Raw genomic sequence first — 16,257 nt, 5'->3', positions numbered from 1 at the left:
GTTTCAAGTGCCCCAAATGTCCCTGAACCTAGGGAACATTTAGGCGTCGTCGGGAGTTCTATCTAAAGACTCTGCGGTCGGCGATGGCACTTGATGTTCATCGCGGACTTGACAGGGTCATAGTGGTGTTGCCCCCATGGTGATTCCACAGACCGCCGCTAGAAAGGTTTTCTGTGACCCCGTCTTCCGCCGAGAAGGAACCCGCCGCCCAGGCCGAACTGTCCGCCGAAGAAAAGAAGGCGGCTACAGTTGCGAAGCGTGCGGCAACGCGTGCTGCCAATGCTTCAACTGCAGGTGCAGAGAAGCCGGCACCCAAGAAGCGCGGGCCCAAGCCCGGCGCCAAGGCCGCTGCCGAAGCAGCCACCAAGTCCGCCGGCGCCGACGAGGACTCCGAAGAAGTCGAGGATTTTGACGCCGTCGTTCCCGATGAAGCAGAGCTCACCGAGGAAGTCGAAGAAGGCGACGAGGGCAAGAAGCCTGCCTCAACAGGTTCCGGTTTTGTCTACTCGGATGCCGATGACGACGACGCTCCTGTCCAGCAGGTTATGTCTGCCGGCGCAACGGCCGACCCCGTCAAGGATTACTTGAAGCAGATCGGTAAGGTCGCCCTCCTGAACGCGGAGCAGGAAGTCGACCTTGCGCTCCGCATTGAAGCCGGCCTCTTCGCAGAGGAGAAGGTCAACGCGGACGACGGTTCCATGGACCCGAAGCTCAAGCGTGAGCTTGAGTTCATCATCCACGACGGCAAGCGCGCCAAGAACCACCTCCTCGAAGCCAACCTTCGCCTTGTGGTCTCCCTTGCCAAGCGCTACACCGGCCGCGGGATGCTGTTCCTGGACCTCATCCAGGAAGGAAACCTGGGCCTGATCCGTGCAGTGGAGAAGTTCGACTATACCAAGGGCTTCAAGTTCTCCACCTACGCCACCTGGTGGATCCGCCAGGCCATCACCCGCGCCATGGCAGACCAAGCCCGCACCATCCGCATCCCGGTGCACATGGTGGAAGTCATCAACAAACTGGCACGCGTCCAGCGCCAAATGCTGCAGGATCTCGGACGCGAACCCACGCCTGAGGAACTGGCCCTCGAACTGGACATGACGCCCGAGAAGGTCGTCGAAGTCCAGAAGTACGGCCGCGAGCCCATATCGCTGCACACCCCGCTTGGCGAGGACGGTGACTCCGAGTTCGGCGACCTCATCGAGGACTCCGAAGCCGTGGTGCCGGCGGATGCCGTGAGCTTCACCCTGCTCCAGGAGCAGTTGCACTCGGTACTCGATACCCTGTCCGAGCGTGAAGCAGGCGTGGTAGCCATGCGCTTCGGCCTCACCGACGGCCAGCCGAAGACTTTAGACGAAATCGGCAAGGTCTACGGAGTCACCCGCGAACGCATCCGTCAGATCGAATCCAAGACGATGTCCAAACTGCGCCACCCCTCACGGTCGCAGGTTCTGCGGGACTACCTCGACTAAAGCAACGGACGCCCTGCGCTAAGCGGCGCAAGGCTTCCACGAAAATGGACCCTCGGTTGAACTTCCGGGGGTCCATTTTCATGTTCCTAACGCTTGTTTCGTTCGAGTGCCTGGCCGAGGATCCTTGTACCTTCCGGGAAGGCGGACGGGTTGGGGCCGGCATAGTTGAGCCGGATGAACGGACCTGCCGGTTCAGCCGGGAACCACTCATTGCCGACGGCGATCATCACCCCGGCACTCTCGCAATCCAGGGTCAGCCTTTCTAGGTCTGTCCCGTCCGGCAAGCGTGCCCAGAGGTTCAGCCCTCCCTTGGGGATCTGGCTGATATGGGCCTGAGGGGCGTGTTCGCGCAGGCTCGTGATCAGAAGGTCGCGGCGGGATTGAAGCTGATGGCGAAGGCTGCGTAGATGTGTCTGCCAGGCTGGCTGTGTGACGACATCGAGTGCTGCAGCCTGGAGCAACCCGCTGACATACATCGACTCTGCGGCCCGGTCTGCGAGGATGCGTTCGCGGGCCGGGCCGCGTGCGATGACGGCAGCAACGCGGATGGCCGGGGAGACGCTCTTCGTGAGGGAGCGCAGATAGACGACATGCCCGGAATCGTCACGTGCGGCGATGGGCATGGGAGCCGAAGTGATGCCGAAATCGTGCGCCCAGTCGTCCTCCACCAGGAACGCACCGTTCGCGCGCACCACGTCCAGGACCTGCTCGCCCCGTCGAGCGGGCCATTGCGCTCCGGTGGGGTTCGCGTAATTCGGTTGTGCGTAGAACAGGCGTGCACCGGTCTCCTCAAAGGCCCTGGCCAATTCTTCCGGGTCGGGCCCATCGGGCCCGCTGGGCACCGGAATTATGCGGACTCCCGCTTGCGTCGCGGCCAGAATGGCTCCCCAGTAGCTCGGGGATTCCATGAGCAGTGGCTGCCCGTGGCCCACCAACGCACTAAATATCGAGCTGAGGCCGCCTTGGCTTCCTGGCAGCACGATGACGTCGCTCGGTGTTGGCGGGGTGAGCCCTGCCAGGGTCGTAGAGCCTAGTTCGTGCGCGAACCAGGACTGCAACTCGGGAAGCCCCGCCGCGGGTGGTCGAGACAATGCCGCGTCTCCCCGGGCGGCGCGGGCGAGCGCGGCCCGCACAAGGCGCTCCGGCAGGAGTTCCCGGTCCGGGTAGCCGGAGTGGAAAGCAATGACGTCGTTCGAGGTGCTGCGCATCGTTGTGGAGGCCGAGCGGGGAGGTGCCTGCGGTGCGCGCAGCGCCGCAGTCTGCCAGCCGTAATCCGACGGCCTGGCAGTCCGGACGGCCCGCACAAAAGTCCCGACGCCGGGCCTGCTCTCAATCAAGCCCTGGGAAGTGAGCGCTTGCAGGGCCTTCTGCACCGTCACCGGGCTGGCCTGGAACTCGGCAACCAGCGACCGCGTGGATGGCAGCCGGGATCCCGGCGCCGCCCCTGCGATCCATTCGCGCAGTCGCATCGCAATCCGGGAACTGCTATCGTTGTTCATGAGAGACAATAGTAGCGCTACTACGCTTATTCGCCCAGTGATACCGTCCCTTCCAGCCACGGGCCTTTGGTGGGGCCTTCTGGGAGTAGCGGCGTTCTCGTTCACTGTTCCCTTCACCCGAGCGGCGGTTGGTGGCCTGTCGCCCCTGTTTATCGGCTCGGGTCGTGCCGTCGTCGCAGGGATACTCGCAATGTGTGCGCTCTCGCTCACCAAGCAGCGACTTCCTCGAGGCAAGCAATGGGCGCGGCTCGCGGTGGTCGCTGCCGGGATTGTTGTCGGCTTCCCGTTGCTTACCTCATTCGCCCTCATGACGACGCCGGCCAGTCACGGTGCCGTCGTCATCGCTCTGTTGCCTGCCGCGACGGCAACTGCGGCAGTGCTGCGCGGACGTGAGCATCCGCCGATCGCTTTCTGGCTGGTCACGGCCGTGGGAGCCATTGCAGCCATTGCATTCGCCCTATCGCAGGCAGGTCACCCAGCGCAGTCCGGCGGGCTCGGACAGCTGAACTGGGCGGACTTGCTGCTCCTCGGTGCCGTCATTGCGGCGGCTATCGGTTACGCCGAAGGGGGACTGCTCGCACGCGAACTCGGCGCGTGGCAGACCGTATCCTTGGCGCTCGTGCTGGCATTGCCGTTGATGGCCGGTCTGACGGCGCTCTCCATGGCTCAGCAGCCTCCGTTAGCTTCACCGGCTCAATGGGCTGCTTTTGCATACCTCGGAATCGTTAGTATGTTCCTCGGCTTCTTCGCCTGGTACCGGGGCCTCGCCATTGGGCCTATGGCCAAGGTCAGCCAGATACAACTCGTCCAGCCCGTGATGAGCATCTGCTGGGCAGGATTGCTGCTTGGCGAAACCCTGGGCTGGACCACAATCGTCGGTGGAATCGCCGTCATCCTTTGCGCCGGCGTCGCCGTCCGCGTCCGGCTCAATCCGAAGCCTGCGAACCAGAATCGCTAACGGACATCAAGATCCCCCTACCCCGAAGGAGAACCCCATGTACATTCCAGCGCACTTCCAAGCCGGCACCGACTCCATCCATGACCTCCTCATGCGGCCGGGCGCTGCAAACTTAGTCACCATGACCCAGCGAGGCCTGCTCGCCAGTTTCGTGCCCTTCGTCTACGATCCTTCGATCGGCGAACACGGCGCGTTGCACGGACACCTCGCCCGAACCAACACGCAATGGTCCGAGCCGGCGATCGGAGAATCACTAGTCATCATCCAGGGTGCGGATGCCTATGTCTCGCCTTCGTGGTACGCCTCGAAGGCCGAACACGGACGTGTCGTCCCGACGTGGAACTACTCCACAGCCCACGTCTACGGAAGGCTCGCCGTCCATGACGATGTGGCGTGGCTCGGCAACCAGGTCCGGCGGCTGACAGGGCTCAACGAAGCCCCCTTTGAGCGACCGTGGTCCGTGGACGATGCGCCGGAGCGTTACGTCGCAGGTCAGTTGCGAGCCATCGTTGGCGTCGAACTATTGATCACGAGGATCGAAGCGAAAACCAAACTCAGCCAAAACCGACCTGACACGGACATTGATGGCGTGATTGCTGGCCTTGAGGCACGCGGGCAAGCAGAGGCCTCCGCCGACGTAGCGCGAGCCAGGCAGGAAAGATCGCGCCCGGACGCCGGCTTCGCGTAGGGCACGGAGACAGCTTCCCTGTTAAGCGGCGCTTCCTCTATGCCGCCACTGATTTAACGCAGCACGGTTAACGCAGCGAGGCCCCTCCATCCGGAGGGGCCTCGCTATCTCTATGAAATTTTGTCAACCGGGCGGCCTGTGGGCGGCCATGGATGGCTAGTCGGCCAGGACGGGTTCCTTCTCCTGAAGGCGACCCGTTTCGTCATGCCAGTCCGAGGTCATCGGCCGCAGCGTGGCCTCTATTGCGCGTGCGTGGTGGCCGCAGAAGAGCAGCTCACCGCCGGAGGACTCGAGTACAACGCGGACATATGCCTGGGCCCCGCAACGGTCGCACCGGTCGAGTGCATTGAGTGTGCGGTCTGCAACTGCTGTTGTCATGTTCGGCCTCCTTAGTAGTTCTGTGTATCCATATAACCAGCATTCGAAGCGAAACCATGGCAAGGATGGGTCACGTTCGCTGTCCGCGTATCACATGTGCGTAACACTAGGAAGTGGCGTCCGGCACGATTGGGAGTGGCAGCACTCGTCTTGGCTCAGGGGCGACTAGCCTAGGAGAAGCCTTAATTTGCGTCTGTTACACCCCGAAGGAGCGCCCCGCCCGTGGCACCGAGTTCTGAATACAACGCCCGGCACCTTTCAGTCCTGGAAGGCCTCGAAGCGGTCCGCAAGCGTCCGGGCATGTATATCGGCTCCACCGACTCCCGTGGCCTCATGCATTGCCTGTGGGAGATTATCGACAACTCAGTCGACGAAGCGCTGGCGGGCTTCGGCCACGACATCCAAATCATCCTGCACGCTGACAATTCGGTGGAAATCCACGACGACGGCCGCGGCATCCCCGTTGACTTGGAACCCAAGACCGGGCTGACCGGCGTCGAGGTCGTCTTCACCAAACTGCACGCCGGCGGAAAGTTCGGTGGCGGCTCGTACACGGCTTCGGGTGGTTTGCACGGCGTTGGGGCGTCCGTTGTGAATGCGCTCTCTGCCCGTCTTGACGTGCAGGTGGACCGCGGCGGCAAGACCTACCAGATGTCCTTCCGCCGGGGGGAACCCGGACGGTTCAAGGACACCGGCTCCAAGCCCAGCCCGACGTCGGTCTTTGAACCGTTCGTCGAAGATTCGGTGCTCGACGTTGTCGGCAAAGCCAAACGAGGCGTCACCGGCACCCGCATCCGTTACTGGGCGGACCGTCAGATCTTCACCCCGGACGCGAAGTTCTCGCACGAGGACCTCGCTGCCCGCGCCCGCCAAACCTCCTTCCTGGTTCCGGGCCTCAAGCTCACCGTGCGCGATGAGCGCCGACTCCCCGGCACGCCCGGTGCGGACGGCCCGCACGAAGAGGTCTTCCACCACGACGGCGGCATTTCCGAGTTTGTCGACTTCCTTGCCGCAGATTCGGGTGTCACTGACATTTGGCGGCTCCACGGTGCGGGCAAGTTCAAGGAAACCGTTCCGGTCCTTGACGAGAATGGGCACAGCAAGATCGCCGAAGTGGAGCGCGATTGTGAAGTTGACGTCGCGCTGCGGTGGGGGATCGGCTATGAGACCACCATGCGGAGCTTCGTCAACATCATCGCCACGCCCAAGGGCGGAACACACCAGGCCGGCTTCGAGCAGGCACTCCTGAAGACCTTCCGCAAGGCCGTGGAAACGAACTCACGCAAACTCAAAGCGGGCAACGACAAGATCGAGAAGGACGACGTGCTGGCAGGCCTGACGGCCGTGCTGACTGTCCGCCTGGCAGAGCCGCAGTTCGAGGGCCAGACCAAGGAAATCCTGGGCACATCGGCGGTCAGGGCGATCGTTTCCAAAGTGGTGGAAGACGAGATCACGGCGCGTCTGAACTCGGCGAACCGCAATGACAAAGCCCAGTCCACCTTGCTGCTCGAGAAAATCGTCAGCGAGATGAAGTCCCGCATCTCGGCCCGGGTCCACAAGGAAACGCAGCGCCGGAAGAATGCACTGGAAACGTCGTCGATGCCAACCAAGCTAGCTGATTGCCGCACGGACGACGTCGGACGCTCCGAGTTGTTCATCGTGGAAGGTGACTCCGCCCTTGGCACCGCCAAGCTGGCGCGGTCCTCGGACTTCCAGGCGCTCTTGCCCATACGTGGAAAGATCCTGAACGTGCAGAAAGCCTCGGTGGGGGACATGCTCTCCAACGCAGAGTGCGCCGCCCTCATACAGGTAGTGGGTGCAGGGTCCGGCCGGAGCTTCGACATCGACGCCGCCCGTTACGGCAAGGTGATCCTCATGACCGATGCAGACGTCGACGGCGCCCACATCCGCACGCTTCTGCTCACCTTGTTCTTCCGGTACATGCGTCCGATGATCGACGAGGGCCGGGTGTACGCGGCAGTACCGCCCTTGCACCGGGTGGAGGTCATCAACGCGGGCCAGAAAGCCAACGAGATGATATACACGTACTCGGAGGCCGAGCTGCACGTCCTGCTGGCAAAGCTCGCCAAGGAAGGCAAGCGCTACAAAGAACCGATCCAGCGCTACAAGGGCCTGGGCGAGATGGACGCCGAGCAACTCGCCGAGACCACCATGGATCCGCGCCACCGCACCCTCCGCAAGGTGGGGATTGAGAATGCCAAGATGGCGGAGGACACCTTTGACCTGTTGATGGGTTCGGACGTCGCCCCGCGCAAGGACTTCATCATTGCGGGCGCCGCAGACCTGGACCGGGAACGCATCGACGCCTGATGCCCGATTCAGCGGGCACGGCTTAGCCCAGCAGGCCCGGCACGATCAGCAGTCCTGTGGGCACGGCAAGCAACATGGCCGACGCCGCGAGGACCAAGGCGCGAAGTCCTGCCGAAAGCGGGGGCTTGGGCGAGAGTAGCCTGCTGACGCGCGACGCCGTCGTACGTGGTGAATCGGCACCACCGGTGCCGCTCAATGTGCCGTCTTCAGAGGAAGAGTCCTGGGCGCTTGTTCCGGGGAGCGAGACCCGCTCCGCGGGACGGGCGGAACCGTTGGCCACGATCGCGATCGCCTTGATGAGGGTTCCCTTGCTTTCGGTGCGCAGCGCCACGTCATCGGCGAGCATCTCCATCAGGGAGTTGACCGCCACCTGGGCGAGCCGGGTAGTGGGGAACCAGGGCAGCGCCTGGCGCCACGCGGCGAAGGCCCACAAGAGGAGGTCGTGGCGTTGCGAGAGATGCGCGTTCTCGTGGATCAGGACGGCCCTGAGTTCAGCAGGTTCCAGTGCGGCCATCAGGCCATCGGACAGCACGGTCACGGACCTTGCTCCGCCGGGAAGGCAGTAGGCAACGGGTGAGGCATGGTTGATGACCACGGTTCCCGGACCGTCGTCGGAGGGTGAGGCCAGAAGCGCGAGGAGTTCACGGTGCCGCTGCCGCTGCCGCTCGATCTTGACGTAGGTCAGCAGCAGGGTAAACACCAGATGGGCGCTCAGCAGCGCCGCTGCGGACAGAGCGAACAAATGCCAGAAGCCCAGCGCTGTAGTGGGCTCGTTGTGAAGCACCATGCCGGTCAACGAACGCAGCCCCGCAATGAGGTTGTCGCCGACGGGCTCAAGTCCGTAGACGAGCATGGCCCCGATCATGGAGAGGCCCCCGGCAAGTGCGATGGCTTGCCAGAGGACCATGGCCATGAAAGGTGCGCGCGCCGGCCACTCGGCGCGCGACAAGAGAACCGGAACTGGCCATGCCAGCACCAAAGCAAGGACCGCCAGAAAATATGAGGTCCAGAACATGGGTGGTTAGTTTTTGCCGAGCAGTTTGCGCAGCGTGGCAGCTTCACTTTCGCTTACGGAACCAATGAACCGGGCCAGCACGGCTTCGCGGTCAGGGGCCGACCCCAGCGCCTCATGCATGAGGTCTGCCGTGTGGTCAGCGCGGCTCGACACGGCCTGGTAGCGGTGCGGACGGGTACCCCGTTCGCGCTCCACAAGGCCCTTTTTCTCAAGGCGGGACAAGACCGTCAACACCGTGGTGACGGCGAGGTCCTTGCCCTGGTGCCCTGCGATGCCATCGGCGGCTGCGGAGTCCTGCGCCAGCAGGTCACGAAGTTTGTTGGCTGTCGCAGCCTCCTGGCCTGCCCAGAGCAGATCCATGACCGCCCGTTCCAGTTCACCAAGACTTGCCATCAATGCATCCCTACTTTCCGCAGTTCCCCGCCGCGATAGGCCCGGGGGAGTGCGATGATCCAACATTCCACCATCAATCTACCGCTTTTTGGAGCGCGATTCTACGTGAAGTAGAACATGCGGCGCGGCGTGTCCTTGCGGCACTGTTACGCCACTGGAAGAGTGGTGATCACATCGGACGGATTTGTTCTACACTGCGTAGAAGAAGAAATTTCTACACAACGTAGAAAATGGACGCCGCAAGCGGGCGGCGGGACAATAAGGACAGCCATGGACGCCTTGGAAATCGCACGCTGGCAATTTGGAATCACCACGGTCTACCACTTCATGATGGTGCCGCTGACCATCGGGCTGGGGCTTGTTGTGGCCGTCATCCAGACACTTTGGTACCGCACCGGAAAAGTTGAATACCTGCGGATGACCAAGTTCTGGGGCAAGCTCTTCCTAATCAACTTCATCATGGGCGTGGCCACGGGCATTGTGCAGGAATTCCAGTTCGGCATGGCCTGGAGTGAGTACAGCCGCTTCGTTGGAGACATCTTCGGCGCGCCCCTGGCCCTGGAAGCGCTTCTGGCGTTCTTTGTGGAATCGACCTTCCTAGGGCTGTGGATCTTCGGCTGGAAGCAGCTCAAGCGGGGTGTCCACCTCGCGTGCCTTTGGATCGCAGTGATCGGCTCGCTCTTCTCGGCCTACTTCATCATCGTCGCCAATTCCTGGATGCAGCACCCGGTCGGCATCGAGATGGTCAACGGGCGCCCCGTCATGACCGACGCCTGGGCGGTCTTCACCAACAACACCGCCTTGGTGGCTGTGCCGCACACGCTCTTCGGCGCTCTAGGCGTCGCCGGTGCGTTCCTTCTGGGCATCGCGTGGTACCACCTCTGGCGGCGCCGCCACGACGGCATTGACACCGTCGATGCGGACGGCCGCGCCATTCCCGGCGAAGCCAACATCCCCGGACGGGACAAGGCAGACTACAAGGTGTGGATCAATTCCTTGCGGATCGGCGCCGTCGTTGCCATGATCTCCTTTGCCGGGACCGCCTTCACGGGCGATCTGCAGGGCAAGTTGATGTTCGAACAGCAGCCCATGAAGATGGCCGCAGCTGAGGCCGCATGCCACGACGGCACTGGATTCTCCGTGCTGAGTGTCGGCAATGTCGGCTCCAAGAACTGCAACGACGTTGTGGCCGTGATCGAGGTTCCCGGCATTCTCTCCTTCCTGGCCAAGGGCGACTTCAGCACAGAGGTGAAGGGCGTCAACAGCCTCCTGGACGAGTACAAGGCCAAGTACGGCACTCACTTGCCGAACGATCCCCTATACGGCGATCGCGCAGGGCAGGAAATCCAGTACGTGCCGGTCATGGAAGTCACCTATTGGGGCTTCCGCATGATGATTGGCTTCGGTGGGCTTGCCGCCTTTGCCGCGTTGCTTGCCCTGTGGGTGACGCGCAGGGGAGTGGTGCCGCAATCTCGTTGGATCATGCGCCTTGCAGTCTTCGGGATCCTTGCTCCCTTTGGGGCCAACGCCGCCGGCTGGATCTTCACGGAAATGGGCCGGCAGCCATTCGTCGTCGCGCCCAATCCGGACGCGAGCGGCATCGACCAGGTGTTCATGTTCACGGCCGCGGCCGTCTCTCCCGGAGTGTCTGCCGCTGAGCTCATTACCTCATTGGTGGTGTTGGCCTCGATCTACGCGGTCCTGTTGGTGGTGGAAGTCCGGCTGCTGGTCAAATATGCCCGCGGGGGCGTGGCCTCCGCGATGCCGGAGCTCGCTGAGGCTCGCCACGGCGAAAAGAAAGAAAAGAAGGACGACGGCGGGACCCCGGGTGCCCCGGGCCAGCCCGGCGACAGCGACGACGTCCTGGCATTCGCCTACTAGGAAGCAGAGGAATCTTTCGCATGGAACTGTTGCCAACCGTCTGGTTCATAGCCATCGCCGTGCTGTGGACCGGCTACCTCTTCCTGGAGGGCTTCGATCTAGGCGTCGGAATGCTCATGAAGCTCTTCGCCCGGAACAACACCGACTGCCGGGTTCTACTGAACACGATCGGCCCGGTATGGGACGGGAACGAAGTCTGGTTGCTGACCGCGGCCGGCGCCACGTTTGCGGCCTTCCCGCTCTGGTACGCCTCGCTGTTCTCGGCCCTCTACCTGCCCCTGCTACTTGTCCTGGTGGCCTTGATCTTCCGAGCTGTGGCTTTCGAGTACCGGGGCAAGGTGGACACCGCGCGCTGGCGGACCATCTGGGACTGGGCCATTGCCATTGGTTCGTTCACGGCAGCGTTCGGCATCGGCGCGGCCCTGGCATTGACCACTACCGGGCTGCCGCTCAACGCTAACGGCGACCGCCAAGGCGGCCCCTTTGCCTGGTTCAGCGGTTACGCAGTGCTGGGCGGCTTCGCCGTCGTGGCGTTCGCCCTGGTGCATGCTTTGGCGTTCCTAGCCTTGAAGACCGACGGCGAGGTGCGCCATCGCGCGCGCCGCTGGTTTGTGCGGCTCTCGCCAGTCGCATTGCTGCCGCTGCTGGGATGGATGGTGGCCGTCCAACTCCTTAGCGGCAAGACGTGGACCTGGGCACTCGTGATCGTGGGAGTCCTGGCTGCCGCAGCGGCCTGGGTTCTCGCCCGCAAGGGAGCCGAGGGCAGGGCCTTCGGAGCCCTGGGTGTGTTCCTGGTGTGCGCCACAGCATCCATCTTCGGTGCAGCCTTCCCGGTGGTGATTCCTTCGACCTTGGATCCTGCCTTCAACCTCACCATTTCCAACGCCTCATCCTCCGCCTACACCTTGGGGTTGATGAGCATCGTTGCGGCAGTCGGTCTGCCCCTTGTCATCGCCTACCAGGCGTGGACCTACTGGGTGTTCCGCCAGCGCGTCAGCGCGGCACACATTCCGGCCGCACATGGTTTCCTGCCGGCCATCGCGGCCAAGGTGCTGGTCGGTCACGCGGCGTCGGGCGGTCCGGCTGCAAAACACGCACGCCACAACGCGAGGGAGTAGCGGATGAAGCCCCAGTTGCCAGACGGACCCGCCACCCGATCCGCCCTGTACGCCCTTGGCTTGTTGTCATCGCTCAAGGCCTTGTCACTGGTCCTGATTGCACAGGCCGTCGCGGGGATGCTGTCCGGACTTGCCGCGGGCGGCATGGGGTGGCGGGAAGGACTCCTCTGGGGTGCCATCGGCGCGGTGCTGCGGTCGCTGACGGTCTGGGGCCAGGGAGTCGCGGCGCGCCGGGCGGCCCTCGGGGTCAAGGAAGAGCTGAGGTCCAGGCTTCTGGGCCGAGCCCTCGGTGCCGGGGCCGCGGGACGGGTCGGCGGAGTGAACGACGGCGGGATGGCGGTGCTCGCGACGCGCGGACTTGATGCGCTCGACAACTACTACACCCAGTTCCTGCCGGCCTTGGTCAATTGCGCCGCAGTACCTTTGCTCCTGGGCGTCCGGATACTTTTCGCGGACTGGGTCAGTGCCGTGGTTGTGGTTTTGACCCTGCCGCTGGTACCGCTTTTCATGGTGCTGATCGGCCGCCACACCGAGGACAGGGTCCACGAGGCTCAATCCACCTTGAGGAGGCTCTCTGGGCACATCCTGGAGCTGGCCAAGGGGCTCCCGGTGCTCGTGGGATTGGGCCGCGCCCGCGAACAACGCGCAGCACTCGAAGACCTCTCCGAGGAATACCGTTCCCGTACGATGGGAACCCTGCGGACGGCCTTCCTTTCCGCCCTCGCCTTGGAGCTCATCGCCACCATTTCCGTGGCCGTTGTTGCCGTCTTCATCGGCGTACGACTCGTGGCGGGGGACATGGGCCTGGAAGCAGGCCTGCTGGCTCTCATCCTCGCCCCCGATTGCTACCTTCCCCTGCGTGAGCTGGGCACGGCCCACCACGCCAGCGACGACGGCCGCGAAGCACTGGCCGCCGCTAACGCCGTGCTGGAGTCGCCGGCGGGCCGCCCCCTGAGCGAAGTTTCCAGCACAGAGGCGTACGACGTCGGCGCGGACGCCACAAACAAGCCGCTCGCCGACGTCGTGGTCACCGGCCTGACGGTGAGCTACGCGGGACGGGCCGCGGCCGCCGTCGGGCCCATCGACTTCCATGCCCCCGTAGGGCAGATCACGGCCCTTGACGGCCGCAGCGGTTCGGGAAAGAGCACCGTACTGGGCGTTCTGGCTGGCACGACCGGCGACGGTCCGCGGGCGCGCGTTAGCGGTACCGTTGCCGGACTGGGCGCCGGAGCCGTGGCCTGGGTGCCGCAGCATCCCGTCATGGTGGCTGGAACGGTGCTGGACGAGATCGTCCTCTACCTCAACGGCGGCAGCCGGGGCTTCCCGACAACCGACTCCAAATCCACGCCGGACGCCCGCAACGCGACCGCAATGGAGTGCTTGGAGAAGGCTGCCGCGGAACACCTCGCACTCAAACACCCCGCGGAGCTCAGCCCTGGCGAATTGCGGCGCGTTGCCGTCGCCCGCGGCCTGGCGCGCCTCAAAGCCGGAGCCACGGTACTCCTGCTCGACGAACCCACCGCCCATCTCGACGCCGCCTCCGCAGATGCCATCCGCACGGCAATCCAGGGCCTGCGAGGGGCCGCCACTGTCATCCTGGTCGCCCACGATGCCGCAACCCGGAAACTTGCGGACCACGTGGTGCGGCTCGAGGGCGGGACGGCAGAGCAGCAAGCGGGCCGGGCCAATCCCGAGCCCGCGGCAGCCGCACGTGGAACAGCAATCCAGCAGGACAGCCATCTTCGGGGCGGCCCGGCCGGGGGGATTGAACCCCCCACCGCCATTTCCACCCTCAACGCCTTGGCACGTATCCTCGCTCCCGTCCGCTACAAGTTCGCCGGTGCTGTGCTGATCGCGGCGCTCGCCGCCTTGTTCGCCGTGGCCCTGTCCGGATTGTCCGGCTGGCTCATTATCCGGGCCAGTGAGCAACCGCCCATCCTTTACTTGCTCGGAGCCATTGTCGGTGTGCGGTTCTTCGGCATTGGCCGGGCAGTGCTCCGTTACGCTGAACGGCTCCTCGTTCACGACGCCGTCTTCGCCGCCATGACAAGGCTCCGGGGAGCGCTGTGGGCGGCGCTCAGTGCGCGGGCACTGTCCCTCCGACGGCTCCTGCAAGGCGGCAGCGTGCTCGGGGCAGTGGTCGACGACGTCGATACGCTGCGGGACTTGTTGCCCCGCGTCGTACTTCCGCCGCTCTCGGCCCTTGCCGTCGCGGCGTCGGCGGTGACCGCCTCGGCACTGCTCGTGCCCGTAGCGGTGCCGGCCGTTATCGCGGCGTCTGTGGTTGGGGTTGTTCTGGCCCCCCTGCTTGCCCTGTGGGCGGACCGCAACGCCGCGCGCGCTGAGCAGAAATTGCGTTCGCTGGTGCTACGCGACGTTGCCTCCGCCCTCGACGCTCGTGCCGAACTCAGCGCCAACGGCGTGGCCCCTGCCGTCCTATCGTCCTTGACCCGACGTGACAACGCGGCCACTGCGGCCGCACAGCGTTCCGCGTGGGCTGACGGCATAGGCCAGGCACTGACCGTTCTTGCCTGCACCCTCGGAGCCTTGGCCGCGGGCATTCTCGCTGCACCATCGGTGCAAGCCGGAACTGTCGCGCCAGCTGTGCTTGCCGTGGTTGTGCTCATGCAACTGGCGCTCGCGGAACCCTACGGGGCGGTAGTGTCTGCAGTGCGGCAGGCCCCCGCCTTGGCCGCGGTATTGCGGCGAATCGCCAAGTCGGGAGCGTTTGACACGTCAGCTGCGTCCGACGGCGGTGTACTGGCCTTACCGGAGCGGCCTGGCGGTTCTCCGGGGCTGCTGTTGGACGGACTCGAAGCGTCTTGGCCCGGCGGCACCACGGTGTTCAGCGGGCTGGGCGGCGAGGCTGCCCCCGGGCGGTGGCTCTCCGTCACGGGTCCGTCCGGTTCCGGCAAATCGACACTGCTCTCGGTGCTGCTCGGTTTCCTGCCGGCATCGTCCGGCGCAGCCTACGTCACCGGGAACGCGGCGTGGTGTCCGCAGGAGGCCCACCTCTTCGACTCCACCATCCGCGGCAACCTGCTGCTCGCCCGCCCGGCCAGCCACAGACCTTCCGAAGCGGACATGCACGAGGCCTTGGGCGCCGTCGGGCTCTCCGGACTGGTATCGGGGCTTCCTTACGGGCTGGATAGCCGCATAGGCCCCTCGGGTTCGTTCCTGAGCGGCGGCGAACGGCAGCGTCTCGCCATGGCCCGCACGCTCCTGACCGGAGCAAAAGTCCTCCTCCTGGACGAGCCGACGGCCCATCTCGACGCCGAAGCCGCCCGTTTGATGATGGCAGAACTTCGTGGCGGACTGGGAGACGTCACAGTAGTCCTCGTGACCCACAACCCGGCCGATATCAGCGGGGGAGACTCCCGGCTGGACCTCGGCTTACCATCGGGCCTCCCGGCGCTGGTGCACGGAAACTAGCGGAGCAGCGGCTAACGGCCGAGCCGCCCAAAGATGGCGTCCACCGACTCGACGATATTGTCCACGAGCTTCCGCGCATCGTCTTCCCGGATGAGCGGCGTCGATTGTCCGGCCCACAGGGACATGAGCCCCGGGATTCCCTGGGTAGCCGCAGCGGGGCGGAACTTGCCGGTCAGCCAGTTCTGGATAGGGAACGGGGCGTGGACGGCGGGGTCGGCGAGCTCAGCGATGATCCGGTTGGGGATGCCGCGCGCTAAACGACCGCTGAGGGCGCGGGTCAGGACAGTGTGGGCGGCGTCGGGTCCGTGCAGCGCGGCCAGGTGCGCTGGACTGATGGCTGATTGGCGCGTGGCAAGGAAAGCCGAACCGATCTGGACCGCATCAGCACCCAGTGCCAGGGCCGCAGCGACCCCACGGCCATCGGAGATACCGCCGGCCGCGATGACCGGAACCGAGACCGCATCCGCCACCTGCGGCACAAGGGCCATGGTTCCAACGAGCGAGTCCTCCGGAGCACGCAGGAATGAAACCCGGTGGCCGCCAGCCTCCATCCCCGTGGCAACGATGGCATCTACTCCGCCGGCATCCAAGGCTACGGCTTCGTCCACGGTGGTCGCCGTACCCATTACTACAATGCCGTTCCGGTGGGCTTGTTCGATCACAGACTCGGACGGAACACCGAACACGAAGCTCAGCACGGCCGGTTGGGCGTCAATGGCCGCTTGGATCTGACCTTCCAGATCGGGCAGATAGGTTTCAGGCTGCGTGGGAGGCTCCACGCCCACCAGCTCGAAATAGGGCCGGAGGACGTCCACGTAGCCGGCGAATTGCTCGGCATCCACCGACGGCGGTTCCTCGCCCTCGATGGGGAGCCAGACGTTCAGCCCGAATGGTTTCCCGCTGGCCTCCCGGAGTTCGCGGGCTGTGGCGGCAATCCGTTCCGGCTCATAGCCGTAGAGCCCGTACGAACCGAGTCCGCCGGCCTCGCTGACGGTGGCCGACAGCTCCACCCATGAGAGACCGCCGAACGGGCCAAGAACGATGGGCAGTTCAATATTGAAGAGGCGGGTGGCCCGCGTATTTTTCCACGTCACG

At 64.4% G+C, this 16,257-nt stretch carries 12 protein-coding genes; 7 read left to right on the top strand and 5 right to left on the bottom strand.

Going from position 1 to position 16,257, the window contains the following annotated elements:
• Positions 1 to 173: 173 nt before the first annotated feature.
• Positions 174 to 1,469 (top strand): RNA polymerase sigma factor, encoded by a 1,296-nt coding sequence (locus AC3ANQ_RS14540; protein WP_488301696.1) that lies wholly within the window; start codon positions 174 to 176, stop codon positions 1,467 to 1,469.
• Between the two features lie 86 nt (positions 1,470 to 1,555).
• Here the strand turns inward: AC3ANQ_RS14540 and AC3ANQ_RS14535 are convergent, their stop codons facing one another.
• Positions 1,556 to 2,968 (bottom strand): aminotransferase-like domain-containing protein, encoded by a 1,413-nt coding sequence (locus tag AC3ANQ_RS14535; RefSeq protein WP_488301695.1) that lies wholly within the window; start codon positions 2,966 to 2,968, stop codon positions 1,556 to 1,558.
• Here AC3ANQ_RS14535 and AC3ANQ_RS14530 point away from each other — a divergent pair.
• Positions 2,967 to 3,926 (top strand): DMT family transporter, encoded by a 960-nt coding sequence (locus AC3ANQ_RS14530; protein ID WP_488301694.1) that lies wholly within the window; start codon positions 2,967 to 2,969, stop codon positions 3,924 to 3,926. The two genes, AC3ANQ_RS14535 and AC3ANQ_RS14530, sit on opposite strands and share 2 nt — an antisense overlap.
• A 37-nt stretch (positions 3,927 to 3,963) precedes the next feature.
• The gene (locus AC3ANQ_RS14525) at positions 3,964 to 4,614 is read left to right on the top strand and encodes an FMN-binding negative transcriptional regulator (RefSeq protein WP_488301693.1); all 651 of its coding nucleotides are present in this window, start codon (positions 3,964 to 3,966) and stop codon (positions 4,612 to 4,614) included.
• A 156-nt stretch (positions 4,615 to 4,770) separates the two neighbouring features.
• Here the strand turns inward: AC3ANQ_RS14525 and AC3ANQ_RS14520 are convergent, their stop codons facing one another.
• Positions 4,771 to 4,992, bottom strand: coding sequence for a DUF7455 domain-containing protein (locus tag AC3ANQ_RS14520; RefSeq protein ID WP_265978992.1), 222 nt, complete (start codon positions 4,990 to 4,992; stop codon positions 4,771 to 4,773).
• 222 nt (positions 4,993 to 5,214) lie between these two features.
• Here AC3ANQ_RS14520 and AC3ANQ_RS14515 point away from each other — a divergent pair, with 222 nt between their 5' ends.
• Positions 5,215 to 7,323 carry a DNA gyrase/topoisomerase IV subunit B gene (locus AC3ANQ_RS14515; protein WP_488301692.1) on the top strand — a complete coding sequence of 703 codons (2,109 nt, stop codon included), beginning with the start codon at positions 5,215 to 5,217 and terminating at the stop codon, positions 7,321 to 7,323.
• Between the two features lie 22 nt (positions 7,324 to 7,345).
• Here the strand turns inward: AC3ANQ_RS14515 and AC3ANQ_RS14510 are convergent, their stop codons facing one another.
• On the bottom strand, positions 7,346 to 8,338 hold the full coding sequence (locus AC3ANQ_RS14510; protein ID WP_488301691.1) for a M56 family metallopeptidase: 993 nt from the start codon (positions 8,336 to 8,338) through the stop codon (positions 7,346 to 7,348).
• A gap of 6 nt (positions 8,339 to 8,344) precedes the next feature.
• Positions 8,345 to 8,731, bottom strand: coding sequence for a BlaI/MecI/CopY family transcriptional regulator (locus AC3ANQ_RS14505; protein ID WP_395801992.1), 387 nt, complete (start codon positions 8,729 to 8,731; stop codon positions 8,345 to 8,347).
• Between the two features lie 270 nt (positions 8,732 to 9,001).
• On the opposite strand from AC3ANQ_RS14505, the gene AC3ANQ_RS14500 reads away from it, so the two are divergent.
• Genes AC3ANQ_RS14500 through cydD form a run of 3 tightly spaced genes read left to right on the top strand, consistent with a single transcriptional unit; the run spans position 9,002 to position 15,162 of the window.
• Positions 9,002 to 10,612, top strand: coding sequence for a cytochrome ubiquinol oxidase subunit I (locus tag AC3ANQ_RS14500; protein ID WP_488301690.1), 1,611 nt, complete (start codon positions 9,002 to 9,004; stop codon positions 10,610 to 10,612).
• Positions 10,613 to 10,632: 20 nt separating this feature from the next.
• A complete protein-coding gene (gene cydB / locus AC3ANQ_RS14495; RefSeq protein WP_488301689.1) occupies positions 10,633 to 11,730 on the top strand; it encodes a cytochrome d ubiquinol oxidase subunit II in 1,098 nt (365 codons plus the stop codon).
• 3 nt (positions 11,731 to 11,733) lie between these two features.
• A complete protein-coding gene (gene cydD, locus AC3ANQ_RS14490) occupies positions 11,734 to 15,162 on the top strand; it encodes a thiol reductant ABC exporter subunit CydD (protein WP_488301688.1) in 3,429 nt (1,142 codons plus the stop codon).
• Between the two features lie 11 nt (positions 15,163 to 15,173).
• Here the strand turns inward: cydD and AC3ANQ_RS14485 are convergent, their stop codons facing one another.
• Positions 15,174 to 16,256: an NAD(P)H-dependent flavin oxidoreductase gene (locus tag AC3ANQ_RS14485; protein ID WP_488301687.1), complete on the bottom strand. Its 1,083-nt coding sequence runs from the start codon at positions 16,254 to 16,256 to the stop codon at positions 15,174 to 15,176.
• Position 16,257 lies beyond the last annotated feature (1 nt).

The sequence above is a fragment of the Arthrobacter sp. DMZ02-1R genome (genome assembly GCF_057747935.1).
This window is presented reverse-complemented; position numbering and strand designations above follow the sequence as displayed.